Source organism: Noviherbaspirillum sp. (genome assembly GCF_035654295.1).
Classification (GTDB): domain Bacteria; phylum Pseudomonadota; class Gammaproteobacteria; order Burkholderiales; family Burkholderiaceae_D; genus Noviherbaspirillum.
This window is the reverse complement of the sequence record NZ_DASRXF010000061.1, coordinates 16,091-34,944: the sequence shown is the minus strand read 5'-3', so window position 1 is coordinate 34,944 and position 18,854 is coordinate 16,091. Positions and strand designations below refer to the sequence as shown.

The window sequence follows — 18,854 nt, the reverse complement described above, 5'->3', positions numbered from 1 at the left end:
GAACAGGTCGTTGACGGCGCCGACCTGTTGTTGATGCTGCCGGCGGAGACGGTGATTTGTTCCCCCTCGATGCGGCCTAGCGCATTGGCCAACGCGGCGCTGACGGCGACGTCCATGCTCCCCGAGGCCGACAGCTGTCCGCCAGTGTTATCGACACTCGCCGCACTCAGCGACACGTTGCTGCCGCCTGCAATCACACCTTGGGCATTGTCAAGCGAGCCAAGCAGTGCGACAGCCATCGTTCCGCTGTCGGCAGTCACGATCTTGCCGGACGCAAGGGCATCTCGCTTGCCATTGGCCAGACTAGCGGCGGTCAGGGCAAGGTGTCTGTTCGCTTGCAGCACGCCTTCGTGGTTCTGCACTGCGCCCGAGGCCTGCACAAGCAAGTCGCCTTCGGCCGATACAATTCCGGTGTTGTTGTCCAGGGTGTCCGTGTCAACCGCGGTGTTTCCCTTACTCGAGACCTTGCCCTGAAGGTTCGTGACGCTGGTAATGTTGCCTTCGGCAAGACTGCCATTCTTGCCACTGAGCGTCAGGTTTCTGCCGGCCAGCAGTTCGCCGCGATTTCTTACGTCGCCGTCGAAAATCAGTGCCAGGTCATGCGAGGACCGGATCTTGCCATCCGCACCTGCACCGGCTGCAATGCTGCCGGTATTGTCGACGCTCCCCCCTTGCATCCGCAGTCCCTGACCGGCAATCATCACACCGGAGTTGCTCAGCGTCCCGCTCGCGTAGATTGCTCCCCTTCCGTCTGCATGGATTGTGCCAGCGTTGCTGATTCCCGCCTCGCCGTAGATGGAAAGATCACCTTTGCTCCGCATGCTTCCACCGACAATGCGCACATCGCCTGCCTCGGTCATTTCCAGGTTGCCGGTGAGGGCGTCAATGACACCTGCACTATTGACGCCGACACCACGCTCGGTGCCAATCAGACGGATACTGTTGGCGTACATACCGCCCAATTGCGACACATCGAGCGCGACCGTTTCAGCACCGGTACTTGTCGGGTTGGCCGTTACCCCGCCGCCGTCGTAATCCACCTGCGCCCCGCCCGTCCTCAGCTCAAGCCGCTTGGCCCAGAGTTCCGCATTGATACGTAGGCTGTGTGCGATCAGGTCGACCTGGTCGACGCTGCGGGCCTCGAACCCGGTGCCGTCGATCGTTATTTGCCCCCGCCTCACGGAAAAGCCGCGTACCGAGCCATCGGCTCCGATTTCCGGTGTGCCCGTCGATAGCGTCACGCGCGGGGTATTGATAAAGCCGCATCCGGCACAGGTGATGCCGTTAGGGTTGGCAATGATCACGTTAGCCTTGTTACCACCCACTTCTGTATATCCGGCCATACTGGTGGGCGTGCTGCCGGTTACCTGGTTCAGGATCGTCCTGGCGCTGCCATTGCCCAGCATCGGATTACCGGCAATCCAGCCGGCCAAGTGTGTCTGGCTATTGCTGCCCGTGTTGTTAAGGATGAGCCCCTTCTCGCCGACGTTGTAATCCGTAAAACGGTTGTTCGATACACCGGCAGCGCTCGGCGGAGAAATCTGTACCACTGGCACGCCGTTTGCCGCCACGTTCACCACCGGTCTTTGTCCCTGCGCGCTGCGGTCTGGATTTACCGCATTCGGCCTGACTTGTGCCCGTGCCGTCCCGGCGAAGAGCGCGGGGGTAAGCACCTGCAGGACGATCAGACCACCGGCGATCAGGCGTTGCAGCAGGGGGCGTTGGGATGTCGTGGCGATGAACATGATGAGGTTCCTGCAGTCAGAATTCCGCGCCGAGCGCGGCGGTCATGGTGGACGAGCGGGCATCGAAGCCGTCCGGCTTGCTCAGCGGGCGGCCAATGGTCAGTTCATAGTTGAATCGGTCGATGCGTCCGCGCAGACCGCAGGCGATTCCGGTCATCGACTTGCCAGCCAGCGAGGCCGCATGCGGGCCGCCGACGCGCCCCGTGTCCAGGGCAACAAAGACTTCATGTGCGCCGAACAGCCAGGCCAGGTCATTGCGGAGCACCGCGCCTTCTTCCGCAGCGAGCGTGGATTCGCCATCGAAGCCGCGTACGGTGTAGCGATTGCCGATGGAGAAGAACTCGGCGTTGGGCACCGGCGTCGTCGCACGTTGCGCTCGCAGGTTGGCCTGGTAACGGAATTGCTGTCGATTCGCCTGGAACGGCAGTGTCAGGTTGACGGTAAACGTCTGCAGCCGAAATCGGCCGTCCCAGTCGGGCGTCCCAATGATTTGGCCAGGTGCTGCGGAATGCCCGGGCATGCTGCCCTTGAAGCCGATGCCCAGGTCCAATCTGCCGTTGTCCACGCTTTGCCGATGCGTGAAGCCGACGTCATAGCCGACGATGTTGCGGTATTGCACATCGATCGCCGTGTCATCAATGAAGGTGCGGCTGACCTTGCGGTCGAACTTGACCTGCAGAGCGCCGCGGGCGGTAGCGGTGCGGTACGGCACCCAACCGATTCCTACCTCGGCACCATGGCTGCGCCCCGCGTAGACGATATCGCCGCTGAATCCTGCAACGGTCTGCTTGTACTGCGTCTGGCTCACGCCGAGCAGGATCGACCAGTATCCGAACGGGACGCTCCAATGCAGACTGGACGAGCGGGTGCCGCGGCTTCCATTGCCGGCGTTGGCATTGCGGTTCAGCGTGAGGGTCAGTGCGTCGTGCAGGTATAGAGGCGAATCGATCAAGAGGATGCCGCCGAGTTGCGCACGCCCCGTTGCTTTCGTTCCGGAGTCGTCCAGTGTCAGCACTCCCCGCCAGCGCTTGCCTTCCGGGTACTTGACGACGATATCGGTTTCGCCCTGCACCTCCCCCGGTAGCAGATCGAATTCAACCGGATACTGGGAATATAGCCGGCGGATGTTCTCCAGCGCCTGGTCGAGGTCACGCTGGTTGAGCACATCACCCGGTCCCGCAGGCAGGACCAAGGTCGCGAACCCGACGCTCGCACCTTCGGCGCGGATCTTCCCGATATTGCCTGCTACAAGCTGCAGCGCCAGCCGTCCCGCGGCGAGGTTTTGCTCGGGCACGAGTACCCGGCTGGTGATGTAGCCGCGGGCGATCAGACGGCGCGTCAAGTGGTCCTGCAGTGCGCGCAGGCCTCTGGCGCCAATGCACCGCCCCTGCATCGTCGCGGAATCCGTGACCAGCCAATCCCATCCCCGCGCGCCCTCCCAGACGATCTCCTGAATTCTGAAGCACGGTACTTCTTGCGTCAGCGCGAACGAACCGGTCTGTTCATCCGTAGCACCGGTGAGGACGTCCACCGCCGGTTTCACGCTTGCCTGCGCCTGCTCGCGCTGATGCGCCAGACGACGCTGCAGTTCCGGATCGGACAGGGATTGGCCATGCGCATGGGGCGCCAGCCCGGCGAGGCACAGCGCGAACAAAATCGCGCGCTCGTGGACGTTCATCTTCTTTGTTCGCTCTCCAACACCAGACCTTGTTGTTCTGGCCGCGGAAACGGTTCCGTGGACTTAGCCGGGTATTAGATAGGCGGACAATGCCGGGCCGCAAAGATAATTTGTTAAATGACTAACACTTGACCCGGCAGGGAGAGGAATTTGACTGGCGGCGCCTAAAGTCAAAAAGCCGCGTGCTACTGCTTCACATCCGTCGGCCCCTCCGCCGAAGCGGAGAACAGATCCCACACCGCAATGAACAGCGCCGCAATCACCGGTCCGATGACAAAGCCGTTGATGCCGAACAGCGCCATGCCGCCGAGCGTGGAGATCAGCACGACGTAGTCGGGCATTTGCGTGTCTTTCCCGACCAGGATCGGGCGCAGGACGTTGTCGACGAGCCCGATCACGAGGATGCCGAAGATGATCAAGGTCACGCCCTGCCAGATGGCGCCCGTGAGCAGGAAATAGATCGCTACCGGTCCCCAGACCAGTGCCGTGCCGACCGCGGGAAGCAAGGAAAGAAACGCCATGACCACGCCCCATACCAGCGCGCTCTGGATGCCGAGTATCCAGAACATGATGCCGCCGAGGGCGCCCTGGACCGCGGCTACGACGATGTTGCCCTTGACGGTGGCGCGGATGACGGTCGTGAACTTGCTGAACAGGCTGCGCTTGTACTCGGCGCTGAGCGGAATGGCCTGCTTGATCCTTCGCGCCAAGGTCCGCCCGTCGCGCAGCAGGAAAAACAGCAGGTACAGCATGATGCCGAAGCTGATGATGAACTCAAATGTGTTCTGGCCGATGGCGAGCGCCTGGGTGGCGATGCGCTGGCTGCCTTCGGCCGCCGCCGACGAGAGCTTCTCCTGGACGGCGAAAATGTTTCCCACGTCGAACCGGTTGAGCAGGTTGACGATCCACGATGGCAGGGCATCCATGATTTGCTCGAAGTATGCGCCGAAGTCCAGTTTCCCCGAGCGGATCTGCTGGTACACGCCCGTTCCTTCTTGTATCAGTGCGGCGGTAATAAGCGCGACCGGAAAAATCACGATGACCAGCGACAGGAGCAAGGTCATGAGGGCCGCCAGGTTGTGGCGGCCGGGCATGGCCTGCAGCATCTGGCGATGGAAGGGTTCGAACAGGATGGCGAGCACGGCGGCCCAGAACAGCGCGCCGTAGAAGGGCCAGAGTATCCATCCGAATGCCAGGGAAACCGTCAGCAGCAGGGCCAGAAAGGCCTTTTGATGTAGTGCAGTGTGGTCCATCGATTCCTCCGTTGGAGGCACATTGCACCAATTACGCCGGGGCCGGATTGTGAGCTGTCATACCATGGCGCAAAAAACGCAAACTGGCGCGCGGCGATAGGCGCAAGAAAGCGCGCGACGGGCATCCGCGTGCTCTCGGGAAATACGCCTCCTCGCCCTGCACCAGCACAAGCTGTCACGCTTGTCCGGGTGTTTTCTGTCCACTCTCACCGCGAGCGGCTTGCGCACGCATGGAGGGAGGCATTGCTGCGACCGCCTCGTCAAACATGGCCGCCACGGCGGTATGAATATCGGGGCGTTTGTACTTCTCCTTGATGTGGCCCTCTACATCATTCCGGATGTCGACGAACAGCCGGGCGCCGAACGACGGGAATCGCGTCGGGAGCGACGCGAGAAAACCGGTGGCGGCGCGGGTACGCTGGTTCTGGTGTTCCGCATGCCGGGCCTCGAAGGTCTTCGCATCGTCCTCATTCAGGATGGTGATCGCGCCCTTCTTGGCCCGTTCGATTTCCGCGGCCACCAGCTCGGCGCATTTTCTGGCGACGGCAAGGCACATCCTTGACTTGAACTCGGCACCGATTTCCTGCTTCGATGCAAGCAGCGTCAGCGCATCCCCATCGGACTCGGCTTCCAGCGCCTGGCGGAGTTGCCCCGCGCGCTCCATTGCCTGCGGTTCGAGCCCCTGGGTGAACACTTCGGCCGCGCATTGCACACCGTAAGCCTGCAAGGCGGCTGCCGCGGCGCGCTGCTCGGGGGCGAGGGTTTCCTCCCGCCCCTTTTCCAGTGCCCGGCTTGCAGAATCCGGCGCCGATGTGTTGGAGACGACGGCAGCAAGCATGGCAACCGCTTCGTCGGCAAGCGGCGACTGGGGCATGGCCGCCAGCGCTTTTTCAAAGTCCGTGTTCATGATGCGGCCGCCCGATCACCCTTTCCCCATGTGCGCCTGCACCTGGTCGCGCAATTGGGCAGGACTGAACTGCGTATAGTCCTTGTTGATTTCCAGCTTCACGACAGACTCCAGTTCCGCCGGCAGCAGCTTGCGCAGCATGCCGAGGAACTGGGGCGAGACAACCAGCGTGAGCTGCTGGAAACGCCCCTCCTGATGCGCCTTTTGCAGGAAGCCCGTGATGTCGCGTGCGAACAGTTCGGCTTCGTGCACGTCGGGCGTGGTCGGCGGCTCGTACAGTTTGTTGGGCGTCGGCCCGCCGGTGTTGTGAATGCTTTTCGTGCCGGAGGTCGGGCCGCGCTTGTCGGACTCTGACGTTTCCAGCATGCGCTGGCGTCCGGCGTCGTTGATCATGTCATTGATTTCTTCCAGCTGGTCGGAAGGCTGCTCTTGGGAAAAGAACCTTGCGCGGCTTGCATTGGCAGAAACGATCCAGGTAGTGTTCATGTCATCCCCATTGTTGCCTTAATAAGCAACTTCGATGCACCCGCGGGGGGAAACGTTCCGCTTGATGGCATGCAAGGATCAGGACCGTTCGCGGGCGGAAGGCCCGATCTTTTCCAGTGCGACTTCCCGCGCCCGCTCAGCCGCCGCCTCCTCGGTGTTGAACACGGTTTCCAGGCAAACGCGGTGTTTTGGAATCAGGCTGGCACGGAATGCGGGATTGCGGGTCAGGTCGTAGATGGCAAGGTAGGCGGCCCAGCCATTGCCAATCCGCAAGGGCTCGCCGCTGTATTCAACCAGGTAGTCGCCGATGGTTTCGGTTGGCATTCTTTCCGCTTTCCGGGATCTGCTTCCCTTGGTTCAAGAATAGGATGCAAGTCGCGTTTGCGCGACGGCAGAGGGTGTGCTTCGACACGGCTTGTAACGATGCAAATACGCTAGAATTTCATTTTTGCATTGCAGCATCCACAGGAGCCCGCCTTGGCGTCCCAGCCTCAAAAGACCAGTCTTGCAGCGTTGACCCTGGCCGCACTCGGCGTCGTCTACGGCGACATCGGAACCAGCCCGCTGTACACGATGAAGGAGGTGTTCGCTCCCGCCCACGGCCTGCCGCTCAATGAGGGCAACCTGTTCGGCGTGACCTCGCTGATCGTGTGGGCGCTGATCATCATCGTGTCCCTCAAATACGTGACCCTGGTGCTGCGCGCGGATAACCGCAATGAAGGCGGCGTGATGGCGCTGGTGGCGCTGGCGCTGTCCTCGGTGGGCACCAAATCGCGCTGGTTCCAGCCGCTGGTGCTCGTCGGCCTGCTTGGCACCGCGATGTTCTTCGGCGACGGCGTGATCACGCCGGCGATTTCGGTGTTGTCCGCGATCGAGGGCCTGGAAGTGGCCACGCCCGCATTCAAGCCCTATGTCGTGCCGCTCACGGTGGTGGTGCTGGTCGCGCTGTACACCTTGCAGAGCAAGGGCACCGGGGGGATCGGCAAGTGGTTCGGGCCGGTGGTGCTGGTGTGGTTCACGACGCTCGCCGTCATGGGGGTCGTCAACATCGTGGAGAATCCTGCAATCCTGGCCGCGCTCAATCCGCTGCACGCGTTCCGCTTCCTGCTGCAGAACGGCTGGCTGGCGTTCGTCGCGCTGGGCGCGATCGTGCTGGCGGTCACCGGCGCCGAAGCGCTGTATGCCGACATGGGCCATTTCGGCAAGCGCGCGGTACGCCTGGCCTGGTTCGCGGTCGTTTTCCCCGGGCTGGCGCTGAATTATCTCGGCCAGGGTGCGCTCCTGATCGGCAACCCCGAAGCAGTCTCCAACCCGTTCTACCAGCAGCTCGGGCCGTGGAGCATCTATCCGCTGGTGGTGCTGTCGACCATGGCCACCGTGATTGCCTCGCAAGCGACCATCTCCGGCACCTTCTCGATCGCGCAGCAAGCCATCGCGCTCGGATTCCTGCCGCGCATGCGGGTGATGCATACCTCGGACCGAGAGATGGGCCAGATCTATATCCCGCTCATCAACTGGATGCAGCTCGGCGCGGTGCTGCTGGCCGTGATCGGTTTCGGCTCCTCGTCCAATCTGGCGTCGGCCTACGGCATCGCGGCGACGACGACCATGCTGATGACCACCATCCTGACCTTCTTCGTGATCCGCTACCGCTGGCGCTACAACCTGCTGCTCTGCTTCTTCTCGACCGGCTTCTTCCTGACCATCGATGTCATCCTGTTCTCCGCCAACACGCTCAAGATCCTGCATGGCGGCTGGTTCCCGCTGGTGCTCGCGGCCTTCCTGATGATGGTCATGCTGACCTGGCGCGACGGCCGCCACCTGGTCTACGAGAACCTGCGCCGCCACCTGGTGCCGCTGGAAGACTTCCTGCAATCGCTGTTCATCGTTCCGCCGGCCCGCGTCGAAGGCACGGCGGTGTTCTTCCGGGCCGAAGGCGACGGGGTGCCGCACGCGATGCTGCACAACCTGCTGCACAACAAGGTGCTGCACGAGCGCACGGTATTCCTCACCGTCTACAACGCCGACATCCCTACCGTGCCGGAAGTCGAACGCGTGCAGGTCACCCCGCTCGGACACCAGTGCTACCAGGTCAACATCCACTACGGATTCAAGGACGAGCGCGATATTCCTGCGGCCCTGGCCCTGTGTGCCCGGTTCGGCCTGGAGCTCGAGACCATGAGCACGTCCTACTTCATCGCCCGCCAGAACGTCATTCCGCGCGTGGGCAGCGAGATGGCCCTGTGGCGCGAATCGCTGTTCGCGGCCATGTCGCGCAATGCCCGCGATGCCGCCGACTACTACCGTGTGCCGCCCAACCGTGTGATCGAATTGGGTACCCAGGTCGAGATTTGAACCGGCCGACTTGACCTGGAACAAATATTTCTAACAAGAAACCCCAGTATACTTAGGGTTATCCTCTTGCAGCGGTACCCGGGCGATTGATTCGTCCGGTTCAACACATGCGCACGCACAAAATCTCCAGGCTTCTGCCCTCCCTGGCCGGCAGGGATCGTCCGCCCTCCCTCAAGCTCAAGCTGATCGCGCTGACGGTCGGCCTGTTCGCCGCCTTTCTCTGGGTGATGGCGACGTTGTCCGCGACAGTGCTCGAAACGCAGTTCGAGAAGGTGCTCTCGGACCAGCAGTTCGCAGCGACACGGCATATCGCCGCACAGATCGACGCCAAGCTGGAAGAGCGCATCGGCAGCCTCGTAAAGGTGGCGGCGTCCATACCGGCCGGCATGGATGCCGCGGCGCTCGACCCGTTCCTGGAGCGCTTTCCCGCCCTGCACCTCATGTTCAGCGCCGGCATCGCGGTGATCGGCATGGACGGCAGGACGATCGCGGATTATCCGTCGGCTCCCGGCCGCCGCGGCACCTATTTCGGCGACCGCGACTATTTCCGCAAAGTGGTCGAAACCGGCAGGCCGTACATCGACAAGCCCATCGTCGGCCGGGCACTGAAGCGGCCGGTGCTGACGATCGCCGTGCCCGTGCATGCACCTGACGGGAGCCTGCGCGCGGTCCTGACCGGCATCATCGACCTCAACGCCCCAGGCTTCCTCGGCATCGAGGCGCAGCAGGAAACGGCCGGCAAGGGCCAGATCTTCATTTTCTCGCCGGCGGAAAGAATGTTCATCGCCGCCACCGACGGCAGGCGCGCGATGCAGCCCATCCCCGAGCGCGGCAGGAACATCATGCTGGACCGGTTCACCGACGGCTTCGAAGGTTCCGGCATCAGCCGGGATTCAGCCGCGGTCGAGAAGCTTTACTCCGGCAAGCGCGTCGCCATGGCGGGCTGGGTCGTGATGTCGGCACTGCCCGTCGACATCGCATTCGGTCCGGTCACGGCCATGCGCAACTCCCTGTACGTGGCGGCGGCGCTGATGACGCTGATCGCGGTCTTCGCCATCCAGTGGCTCGCGCGGCGCATGCTGGCGCCGCTGGACAAGGCCGGCAGGGCGATGCGCGCGATGGTCGGCGGCCAGGCGCCGCTGACCGCGCTGCCTGTCGAGCGCAAGGATGAAGTCGGGCACCTGATCAACAGCTTCAACCTGCTGGTGAACGACCGCTACCGCTACGAGCAGGCGCTCAAGGACAGCGAGCATCGCCTGCGCAAGCTGGTCGACGGCGCGCCGGATGCCATCATCGTGCAGGCAAAGGGACGTTTTGCCTATCTGAACAGCGCCGCCCTGAAGCTCTTTGGCGCGGCCTCCGGAGAGCAGTTGCTGGGCACGTCTTTCATCGAACGCATCCATCCTGACTACCGTGCGCTGGTCGACCAGCGCATGCGCGAGGCCCTCGTGGAAGGCCGGCTCACCTTGCCGCGCGACGAAAAATTCATTCGCCTGGACGGCAGCGTGATCGACGTCGAGGTATCGGCCGTCCCGTTCCGCTTCGAGGACGAGGATGGCACGCTCGTGTTTGTCCGCGACATCACCGAACGCAAGCGTGCCGAGCAGAACCAGAAGAAACTGAACCGTGCATTGCGCATGCTAAGCGATTGCAACATGGCGCTGGTGCATGCGGAACGCGAGCAAAGCCTGCTCGACGAGATCTGCCGCCTGCTGGTGTTCCGCGGCGGCTACCGCATGGCGTGGGTCGGCTATGCCGAGGACGATGAAGTGAAATCCGTGCGTCCGGTGAGCCAGTCGGGCTTCGTCGACGGTTACCTGGAGCACATCCATCTGTCCTGGGACGGCGAACGCGAGCACGGCCGCGGCCCGACCGGCACCGCGATCCGGGAATCGCGCGTGCAGATCGTGCAGGACTTCATGAACCATCCGTCGACCGGCCCCTGGCGCGAGGCGGCGAAGGCACGCGGTTACCTGTCCTGCATCGCCCTGCCGCTCGTCAGCGCAGAGCGCGCCTTCGGCGCACTGTCGATCTACTCCACGGACGCAGACTCGTTCGGCCAGGACGAGGTGCGCCTGCTCTATGAACTGGCGACCGATCTCGCGTTCGGCATCGAGACGCTGCGCACGCGTTCGCAGCGTGCGGTGGCAGAGGAAAAGCTGGCTTTCCTTGCGCATCACGATCCGCTCACCCACCTGCCCAACCGCGTTCTGCTGCGCGACCGTTTCGACCGCGCCGCGGCCCTCGCCGGCAAGGAGCACGATGGTGTCGCGCTCCTCATGCTGGACCTCGACAATTTCAAGCAGGTCAATGACGGCCTCGGCCACGAGATCGGCGACCGCTTGCTGCTGGCGGTCGTGGAGCGCCTGCAGCGCTGCCTGCGTGACAGCGATACCGTCAGCCGCCAGAGCGGCGACGAGTTCGTCATCCTGCAGAACGGCATCAGCGATTCGAGCGGCGCCAGCCGCATGGCGCAATCCATCCTCGATGCCATCGCCGAGCCCTTCGAGATCGACGCGCATACCGTCAACATCAGCGGCAGCATCGGCATCAGCCTGTACCCGAACGACGGCCGCGACTTCGACACCTTGCTCAAGAATGCCGACACCGCCGTCCACCATGCGAAGGACAATGGCCGCGACACCTACCACTTCTTCGCCGCATCGATGAACGTGGACGCGCTGGCCCGCATGGAGTTGCACGGCAGCCTGCGCAAGGCGGTGAAGAACAACGAGTTCATCCTGCATTACCAGCCGCAGATCGATATCGCCTCCGGCGCCATTGTCGGCATGGAAGCGCTGATACGCTGGCAGCGCGGGGACCAGGGGCTGGTGCCGCCCGGCCGGTTCATCCCGCTGGCCGAGGAAAGCGGTCTGATCGTGCCGATGGGGGAATGGGTATTGTTCGAAGCCTGCCGCCAGGCCGCCGCTTGGCAGGGGGCCGGCATGCCAGCGCTGCCGGTGGCGATGAACCTGTCGGCGCAGCAGTTCAAGCGCGGCGATATCCTGGACACCGTCACGCAGGCACTGCGGCGATCCGGCCTGCGTCCCGAACTGCTGGAACTCGAATTGACCGAGTCCCTGCTGCTGCACGATACCGCCACCGTGATGGAAACCCTGCACCGGCTGAAGAAGATCGGCGTGCAGCTCTCCATCGACGACTTCGGCACCGGCTATTCCAGCCTGGCCTACCTGAAGCGCCTCGCCGTGGACAAGCTCAAGATCGATCAATCCTTCGTGCGCGATGTGACGGGCGCAGCCGAGGGTGCGGCGATCGTGAAGGCCATCATCCAGCTCGGCCATGCCATGCAGCTGACCGTGATTGCGGAAGGCGTGGAATCGCAGCAGCAGCTCGATTTCCTGCGGGCGCACGGTTGCGACCAGGCGCAAGGTTATCTTGTGAGCAAGCCGGTGCCGGCGGGAGAATTTGCCGCCCTCATGACGGATGCGATCGCGGAAACTAATGTAAGCGGTTGAACGCCTCGGCTTCGCTCACCTGCGGCATGCGGTTGATGCGCGACCAGACGCCGCTGAGCATCAGCTCCTCGAACTTCTCGGCACTGACCGGCGGGCTGAAGATAAAGCCTTGCGCGCTGGTGCAGTCGCGCGCTTTCAGGTAGGCGAGCTGCTCCGCGGTCTCAACCCCGCCGGCCACCACCCGCACCCCGAGGTTGTGGGCCAGGCTGATGATGGCGGAGGTGATGGCCGAATCCTCGCGCCGGTGCGGCAGGTGCTGCACGAACGCCTTGTCGATCTTGAGCACGTCAACCTCGAATTCCTTGAGGTCGATCAGGGCGGTGGCGCCGGTGCCGAAATTGTCGATGGTCAGCCGGATGCCCTGCGCGCGCAGTTCCGACAACTGGGCCTTGATCTCCGGATGGCGCGCCAGCATCGACTCGGGCACTTCCAGCTCCAGGCTGTCGGGACTGATGCCGGCATCGCGCAGGATGTGCGGAATGACGGCGACGAACTTCGGATCATTGAACTGCCGTGCCGAGCAGTTCACCGACAGGCGCAGCTCGTCCATGCCCTGCGCCTGCCAGCGCCGCACCTGGTGCGCGGCCTCGCGCAGCGCCCATTCGCCGATCTCCACGATCAGGCCGTTCTGCTCGACGATGTCGAGAAATTCGCCGGGCAGCACGGTTTCCATTTCCGCCGCATTCCAGCGCAGCAAGGCCTCCACGCTCGAAATCTGCCAGCTGCCCAGGTCGACCTGCGGCTGGTAATACAGCTCGAACTGGTGGTTCTGCAGCGCGCTGCGCAGCGCGGTCTCGCGGTCGCGCTTCCACGTCTGCTCGTTGTAGAGCTCGGAGGTGTAAAACTGGTAGTTGTGGCGGCCGGAATTCTTCGCACGGTACAGGGCGAGGTCGGCGCGTTTGAGCAGCTCGACCGGGTTGGCGCCGTCCTTGGGGTAGGTGCACACGCCGATGCTCGTGCCGCTGACGATTTCGTTCGAATCGAGCCGGTAGGGCCGTCCCAGTTCCAGCACCAGCTTTCTCGCAAGGGTTTCGGCGGCCACAGGTTGCATCACATCGGTCTGGATGATCACGAATTCGTCGCCGCCCAGCCGCGCAACAAAGTCGGTTTCCCGGATCGAGGAGAGGATGCGCAGCGCGACTTCCTTGAGCAGCAGGTCGCCGATGTCGTGGCCGAAGGTATCGTTGACGTGCTTGAAGCGGTCGAGGTCGAGCAGCATCAGCGCCATCGGCGTGTTGTTGCGGTGGGAGAGCGCAATGGCCTGGTGCAGCTCGTTGCTGAAGTAGACGCGGTTGGGCAGGCCGGTCAGGCCGTCGTGGTTGGCGAGGAAGCGCGTCTGTTCCTCGGCGAGCCGGCGCGCGGTCTGGTCGCGCATGATTTTTACGAAGCCGCGCAGGGTGCCGTCTGCGTTCCACAGCGGCGTCACCACGCCGGTCGCCCAGAAGCGCGTGCCGTCCGCGCGAAGGTGCCAGCGGTCATCTTCCGATCGTCCGATGGTCCGTGCCTCCTCCAGTTCCCGCACGGGTTCGCCGAAATCCCGGTCCTCGGCGGTAAAGATGCCGGACACCGGCTTTCCGATCGCCTCGTCCGCGCGCAGCTCGAGAATGCGTTCGGCGCCGGAGTTCCAGCTCATGATCACACCCTGCGGATCGAGCATCATGATCGCGTAGTCCGTCGACGCCTCCACCAGCAGGCGGAAATCTTCCTGCGTCTGTTTCAGCGCGCGCGCGGTCTGCACCTGCTGCGTGATGTCGGTATTGGTCTCCAGGTAGCGCGCCGGCCGGCCTTCCTGCAGTTCCAGCGCCCACTTGCTGAACACGATGATTTCACGCCCGTCGCGCGTAAACTGGATCAGTTCGCCCTCCCAGTAATGATGCTCCCGCACGGTGGCGACGATCTCGTCGAGCGGAACGGGAAAGCGCGTTTTGAGCAACGTGTGGCTGTGCTGTCCGATGGCTTCGCCGCGCGCGTAACCGTATATCCGTTCGGCGCTGCGGTTCCAGTAGGTGACGATGTCCTCGGTCGTGCGCGCGAAGATCGCGTCGCGCGCCAGGTCGAGCAGGCCAGCCTGCTCCTGCAGCAGGCTGGCCTGTGCGGCAAGCGTCTCTTCCCGCCGGCGCAGCTCGCTGATGTCGTGGAAGACTGCCACCGCGCCGACCCGCACGCCATGGCTGTTGGTCAGCGGCCGCGCATTGACGCTGACCCAGGTGCCCTCCCGCAGATTCTCGTGACGCACCAATGCGATCAGTCCGTCCACGTGCTCGCCGCGCAGCGCCCGCACCGTGGGGCGTTCGTCCAGCGGATACGGCCCCGTCCCGTCCGGCCTCCACAGGCTGAAGGAGCGGATGGACGGCTCGCCCCCGGTCTCCATCGCCTCCAGGTTGAGCAGGCGGCGGCCTGCCGGATTGACCAGGGTCAGGCGCTCGGAGAGGTCGGCCACGACGACCGCCCCTGCCATGCTGTTGAGGATGGATGCCGTGATGCTTGCCTGGTGGTGCAGCGCCTCCTCGAGCGCCTTGCGCTGAGAGATGTCACGCACAGCGGCAAAGAAGAGGGTCCTGTCGCCGACTGACAGCCGGGTGACCGTCAGCTCCACCGGGATCTCTGCGCCATTCTTGCAGCGCGCGGGCATTTCGACGCGTCTGTTGATCAGCTTCCCGGCGCCCGTGTTCAGGTACCGGCGCATCCCGGTCACATGCGCCAGGCGGTAGCGCTGTGGAATGATGGTGTCGGTCAGAGATTGTCCGATTGCTTCGGCGCGTGTCCAGCCGAAAGTATCCTCCGCATGCCGGCTCCATTCGAGGATGATGCTGTTGCGGTCGATCGCGATAAAGGCATCGAGTGCATTGTCGAGGATTTGCCGGTACAGGTGTTCGGCCTGGCTTGACTCTTGGAACAGAGGCGTCATTGATGGTCCCGCGCAAAAGCGTCCTCGGTCAGACACCGGAACGCGAACACGGTTTCTGCCGGAAAGGACTCTGTCGAAAAAACGCAAGCGGCTTGCATGGGCGCATCTTTCCGTTGCGGCCGAGCCCCGCATCCGGGCACGCTTGATGCATGTCAAAGGTTTGCCGTGAGGCGGTTCCTACTATGGAAGCTCACACCAGGGAGGTTGCGATGGACAGGCCCAGATCGACACTCGAACCGCTAACCGGCAAGCCGGACCGGCTGCCTCAGCCGTCCTGGACCGTGACCGACGTGGAGCCGCCGGCCACGATCGACCGGCTGATCCATGCGGCAATGGGGCGTGTCACCGGCAGCATTTCGCCCGCCAGCCTTGCGCTGGCCTGGATGGACTGGGGGCTGCATCTGGCCCAGTCTCCCGGAAAATGGCAGCGGCTGGCGGAAAAGGCGGTGCGCAAGTCGGCTCGCTTCAGCATTTACGCGGCGCGTGCCTATACCGACCGGCATGTCGAACCCTGCATCACGCCGCTGCCACAGGACCGCCGCTTCCGCAGCCATACCTGGCAGCAATGGCCGTTCAACCTGATCCACCAGGCCTTCCTGCTCAACCAGCAGTGGCTCCACAACCTCACGACCGGCATCGGCGGCGTCTCGCCGCACCACGAGGCGGTAGTCTCCTTCGTTGCCCGGCAAATGCTCGACACCATGTCGCCGGTAAATTACATCGCCACCAACCCAGAAGTGCTCGACGCGACCGCCCGCGAAAACGGCATGAACCTCTTGCGCGGCGCGATGAACTTCATCGAGGACTGGGAACGCAGCATCGCCGGCAAGCCGCCGCTGGGCACGGAGGATTTCCAGCCCGGGGTGCAGGTCGCGGTCACGCCGGGTGAAGTGGTCTACCGCAACCGCCTGATTGAACTGATCCAGTATGCGCCGGCCACCGGACAAGTCCATGCCGAGCCCATCCTGATCGTGCCCGCGTGGATCATGAAGTACTACATCCTTGACCTTTCGCCCCACAATTCGCTGGTGAAATACCTCGTCGGGCGAGGCCACACGGTATTCATGATCTCCTGGCACAACCCGACCGAACAGGACCGCGATCTGGACATGGAAGCGTATCTGCGCCTGGGCATACTGCAGGCGCTCGATGCAGTGCGCGCGATCGTGCCCGAGCGCAAGATCAACACCGTCGGCTACTGCCTGGGCGGCACACTGCTGTCGATGGCGGCCGCCTATCTCGCCCAGATCGAGGACGACAGGCTCAACTCAATGACGCTGCTGGCCGCGCAGACCGACTTCACCGAGGCCGGCGAGCTGACGCTGTTCATCGACGACAGCCAGCTGAACTACCTGGAAGACATCATGTGGGACCAGGGCTACCTCGACAACCGGCAGATGGCCGGCGCCTTCCAGCTGCTGCGCCCGCATGACCTGATCTGGTCTCTGATCCTGCAGGAATACCTGCTCGGCGGGCGCCAGGCCTACACCGACCTGATGGCATGGAACACCGACGCCACCCGCATGCCCTACCGGATGCACAGCGAATACCTGCACCGGCTGTTCCTGAAAAACGACCTGTTCGCCGGCCGCTACAAGCTCAACGGCAGGCCGATCTCTCTGGGCGACATCCGTACGCCGATCTTTGCCGTGGCGACCGAGACCGACCATGTGGCGCCGTGGAAATCGGTCTACAAGATCAACCTGATCGCCGACCCCGACGTCACCTTCCTTCTGACGAACGGCGGGCATAACGCCGGCATCGTCAGCGAACCCGGCCACAAGGGGCGCCATTACCGCATGTCACACCGGCCCTCCGGCAGCAACTACATGGATCCCGAAAACTGGTTCGTCACCAATCCATCCGGCGAGGGCTCATGGTGGCCGGCATGGGAAGGCTGGCTGGCGGAGCACAACAGCGGCATGACGGCGCCGCCGCCGACGGGCGCCATCAAGAAGGGCTATCCGCCGCTTGGGCCGGCGCCCGGGCGTTACGTGCTGGAGCGCTAGGTTTCCATGACATAAATGCGACATCCTTCAATTCGGCAAGCAATTCGGGATAGAATAGCTGCGACGCTGCAAAGAATAATTAAAACAGGGTAACAATCCGGCCGCGCTCGGTGTGCAGCGCAGCAACGGATTCGACGCGAACACCCACGTTCACACGCAAAGAGATACCAACACGCCCGCTTTCATGCCGACACCACTACGCACACACCGCTGGTTACGCTTGGCCTGTATCGCCGCCGGGAGCCGACCAGGATTCTGATGATGGAAGCATTGCTCAAGCACCTGGTGGACATTACCTGCCAGCGCGACCACACGCTGCTCGACAGCTCGGTGGTGACCGCCCTGCATGAACTGGTCGGCGCAACCCAGGTCCGCGTGCATGAGCTGTTCCGTTTCCGCGACGAGCTGTTTGTCCGCCCGCGGGTGTGGATCAAGGATGGGGAAGTGGTATCGGTCGAGGAAAACCTGACGGCCGAGACTTGCGGTGAACCGCTGAGCAAGTACCCGGCCCTGGTCGACAGCATCAAGCAGCGAAAATCTTGCACCGAGGAAATAACCGCAGCGGGCGACCGCGTCCTCTGGCTGCCGGTATGGCTGAACGACAAGGTCAGCAGCTGCCTGGAAGTCACCAATCCCACGCCGTACGACAGCAATACGCTGCACATGATGGAAGGGATCCTGAGCGTCTACCGCAACTACCAGAATATCCTCGACTACAGCGAACGCGACTCCCTCACCGGCCTGCTCAACCGCAAGACCTTCGACGAAAAGTTTTCCCGCCTGCTGTCCACCGCGGCGCCGGAAGGTTCGCCGCAGGACCATGTCGAGCGCCGGCATGCGCACAGCGGCGTCGGCCACTGGCTGGCCGTGGTCGACATCGACCACTTCAAGAAGGTCAATGACCAGTTCGGCCACCTGTACGGCGACGAAGTGCTGATCCTGGTCGCCAACCTGCTGCGTTCCTCGTTCCGCGCGCAAGACCGCGTGTTCCGCTTCGGCGGCGAGGAATTCGTCGTGCTGCTGCGCTCCACGACGCTGGAGGACGCCCGCAAGATCTTCGAACGCTTCCGTGCCAACGTGGAAAAGCATGAGTTTCCGCAGGTCGGCAGGGTCACCGTCAGCCTGGGCTTTGCCAGCATCTCCACCGAATCGCCGGTAGTGATCCTCGGCCATGCCGACCAGGCGCTGTACTACGCCAAGGCCAACGGCCGCAACCGCGTCTGCTACTACGACGAGCTCGTCCAGAGCGGCGAGCTGCACTCCGAGGTGTCGAACGACACCGTCGAATTCTTCTGATTCTTGTTCAGATTGCCCGCTTGACCGTCGCCATCATGGCGCCGGCAAACATCAGCAAGCCGCCCGCCGTGCGGTTGCTGGCCTTCACGAAGCGCTCATTGGCCGTAAACCGCTGCGTCTTGCTGCCCAGCCAGGCGTAAATGCTGTAGGCCGCGGCATCGAGCGCCACCGTGGTGATACCGAACACCAGCATCTGTGTGCCCACCGGCTTGGCCGGGTCGATGAACTGGGGCAGCAGCGCGACGAAATAGAGCAGCGCCTTCGGGTTCGACAGCTCCACCACCACCGCCTGCCAGAACGCGCGCAGGCCGCTGACGGCCTCGCCGGGGTCACTCGTGACCGTGAGCGCGCTGGCCTTGCTGCGCATGGCCGAGATGCCGAGATAGAACAGGTAGGCCACGCCCACCCACTTGATGATCGAGAACAGCGTGCTGCTGGCGACGATCAGCGCGGCCACGCCGGTTGCCGACAGTGCAAAATAAATGGAGTTGGCCAGCGCGATGCCGGCAATCGCCCACCAGGAACGGCGGAAACCGTTCGAGATGCCCTGGGCCACAACCAGCAGCGCGGCGGGTCCGGGCGTCAGGCAGACGACAGCGGTGGTGACAAGGAAGATCAGGTAGGTTTCCCAGCTCATTGTTTTCTCCGTCAGGACAGGTTTTTTGTACGAATTAGTGTATGCGCCCAAAAATGCGTTTTGAATGGATAATGCAAGGCAAAAGAAGCAGAAAAGTTTGGCTT

12 protein-coding genes are annotated in these 18,854 nt (G+C 63.1%); 4 read left to right on the top strand and 8 right to left on the bottom strand.

Translation table 11 applies throughout. The features are described from left to right. From VFF99_RS07270 to VFF99_RS07245, 6 genes are all read right to left on the bottom strand, one after another. A partial coding sequence (locus VFF99_RS07270; protein WP_325016403.1) for a filamentous hemagglutinin N-terminal domain-containing protein occupies positions 1-1,745 on the bottom strand: 1,745 nt, incomplete at its 3' end. Between the two features lie 16 nt (positions 1,746-1,761). After that, positions 1,762-3,423 (bottom strand): ShlB/FhaC/HecB family hemolysin secretion/activation protein, encoded by a 1,662-nt coding sequence (locus VFF99_RS07265; protein ID WP_325016400.1) that lies wholly within the window; start codon positions 3,421-3,423, stop codon positions 1,762-1,764. 185 nt (positions 3,424-3,608) lie between these two features. After that, positions 3,609-4,676 (bottom strand): AI-2E family transporter, encoded by a 1,068-nt coding sequence (locus tag VFF99_RS07260; RefSeq protein ID WP_325016398.1) that lies wholly within the window; start codon positions 4,674-4,676, stop codon positions 3,609-3,611. A gap of 175 nt (positions 4,677-4,851) precedes the next feature. Continuing rightward, on the bottom strand, positions 4,852-5,583 hold the full coding sequence (locus tag VFF99_RS07255) for a hypothetical protein (protein WP_325016396.1): 732 nt from the start codon (positions 5,581-5,583) through the stop codon (positions 4,852-4,854). Between the two features lie 15 nt (positions 5,584-5,598). Beyond that, positions 5,599-6,069, bottom strand: a complete 471-nt coding sequence (locus tag VFF99_RS07250) for a host attachment protein (protein WP_325016394.1) — start codon at positions 6,067-6,069, stop codon at positions 5,599-5,601. A gap of 78 nt (positions 6,070-6,147) precedes the next feature. After that, complete coding sequence (locus VFF99_RS07245; protein WP_325016392.1) at positions 6,148-6,393, bottom strand: hypothetical protein; 246 nt, start codon at positions 6,391-6,393, stop codon at positions 6,148-6,150. A 153-nt stretch (positions 6,394-6,546) separates the two neighbouring features. Here VFF99_RS07245 and VFF99_RS07240 point away from each other — a divergent pair, with 153 nt between their 5' ends. Further along, complete coding sequence (locus VFF99_RS07240; RefSeq protein WP_325016390.1) at positions 6,547-8,424, top strand: potassium transporter Kup; 1,878 nt, start codon at positions 6,547-6,549, stop codon at positions 8,422-8,424. A 107-nt stretch (positions 8,425-8,531) separates the two neighbouring features. Continuing rightward, complete coding sequence (locus tag VFF99_RS07235) at positions 8,532-11,900, top strand: EAL domain-containing protein (protein WP_325016388.1); 3,369 nt, start codon at positions 8,532-8,534, stop codon at positions 11,898-11,900. On the opposite strand, the gene VFF99_RS07230 is transcribed toward VFF99_RS07235, so the two are convergent. Further along, positions 11,884-14,808: a sensor domain-containing protein gene (locus VFF99_RS07230; RefSeq protein ID WP_325016386.1), complete on the bottom strand. Its 2,925-nt coding sequence runs from the start codon at positions 14,806-14,808 to the stop codon at positions 11,884-11,886. The two genes, VFF99_RS07235 and VFF99_RS07230, sit on opposite strands and share 17 nt — an antisense overlap. 209 nt (positions 14,809-15,017) lie before the next feature. Here VFF99_RS07230 and VFF99_RS07225 point away from each other — a divergent pair, with 209 nt between their 5' ends. Together VFF99_RS07225 and VFF99_RS07220 are read left to right on the top strand one after the other, a co-directional pair. Next, a complete protein-coding gene (locus VFF99_RS07225) occupies positions 15,018-16,817 on the top strand; it encodes a PHA/PHB synthase family protein (RefSeq protein ID WP_325016384.1) in 1,800 nt (599 codons plus the stop codon). A 261-nt stretch (positions 16,818-17,078) separates the two neighbouring features. Then, positions 17,079-18,113 carry a GGDEF domain-containing protein gene (locus VFF99_RS07220; protein ID WP_325016404.1) on the top strand — a complete coding sequence of 345 codons (1,035 nt, stop codon included), beginning with the start codon at positions 17,079-17,081 and terminating at the stop codon, positions 18,111-18,113. Positions 18,114-18,120: 7 nt separating this feature from the next. On the opposite strand, the gene VFF99_RS07215 is transcribed toward VFF99_RS07220, so the two are convergent. Continuing rightward, complete coding sequence (locus VFF99_RS07215) at positions 18,121-18,750, bottom strand: LysE family translocator (RefSeq protein ID WP_325016381.1); 630 nt, start codon at positions 18,748-18,750, stop codon at positions 18,121-18,123. Between the last annotated feature and the right edge of the window lie 104 nt (positions 18,751-18,854).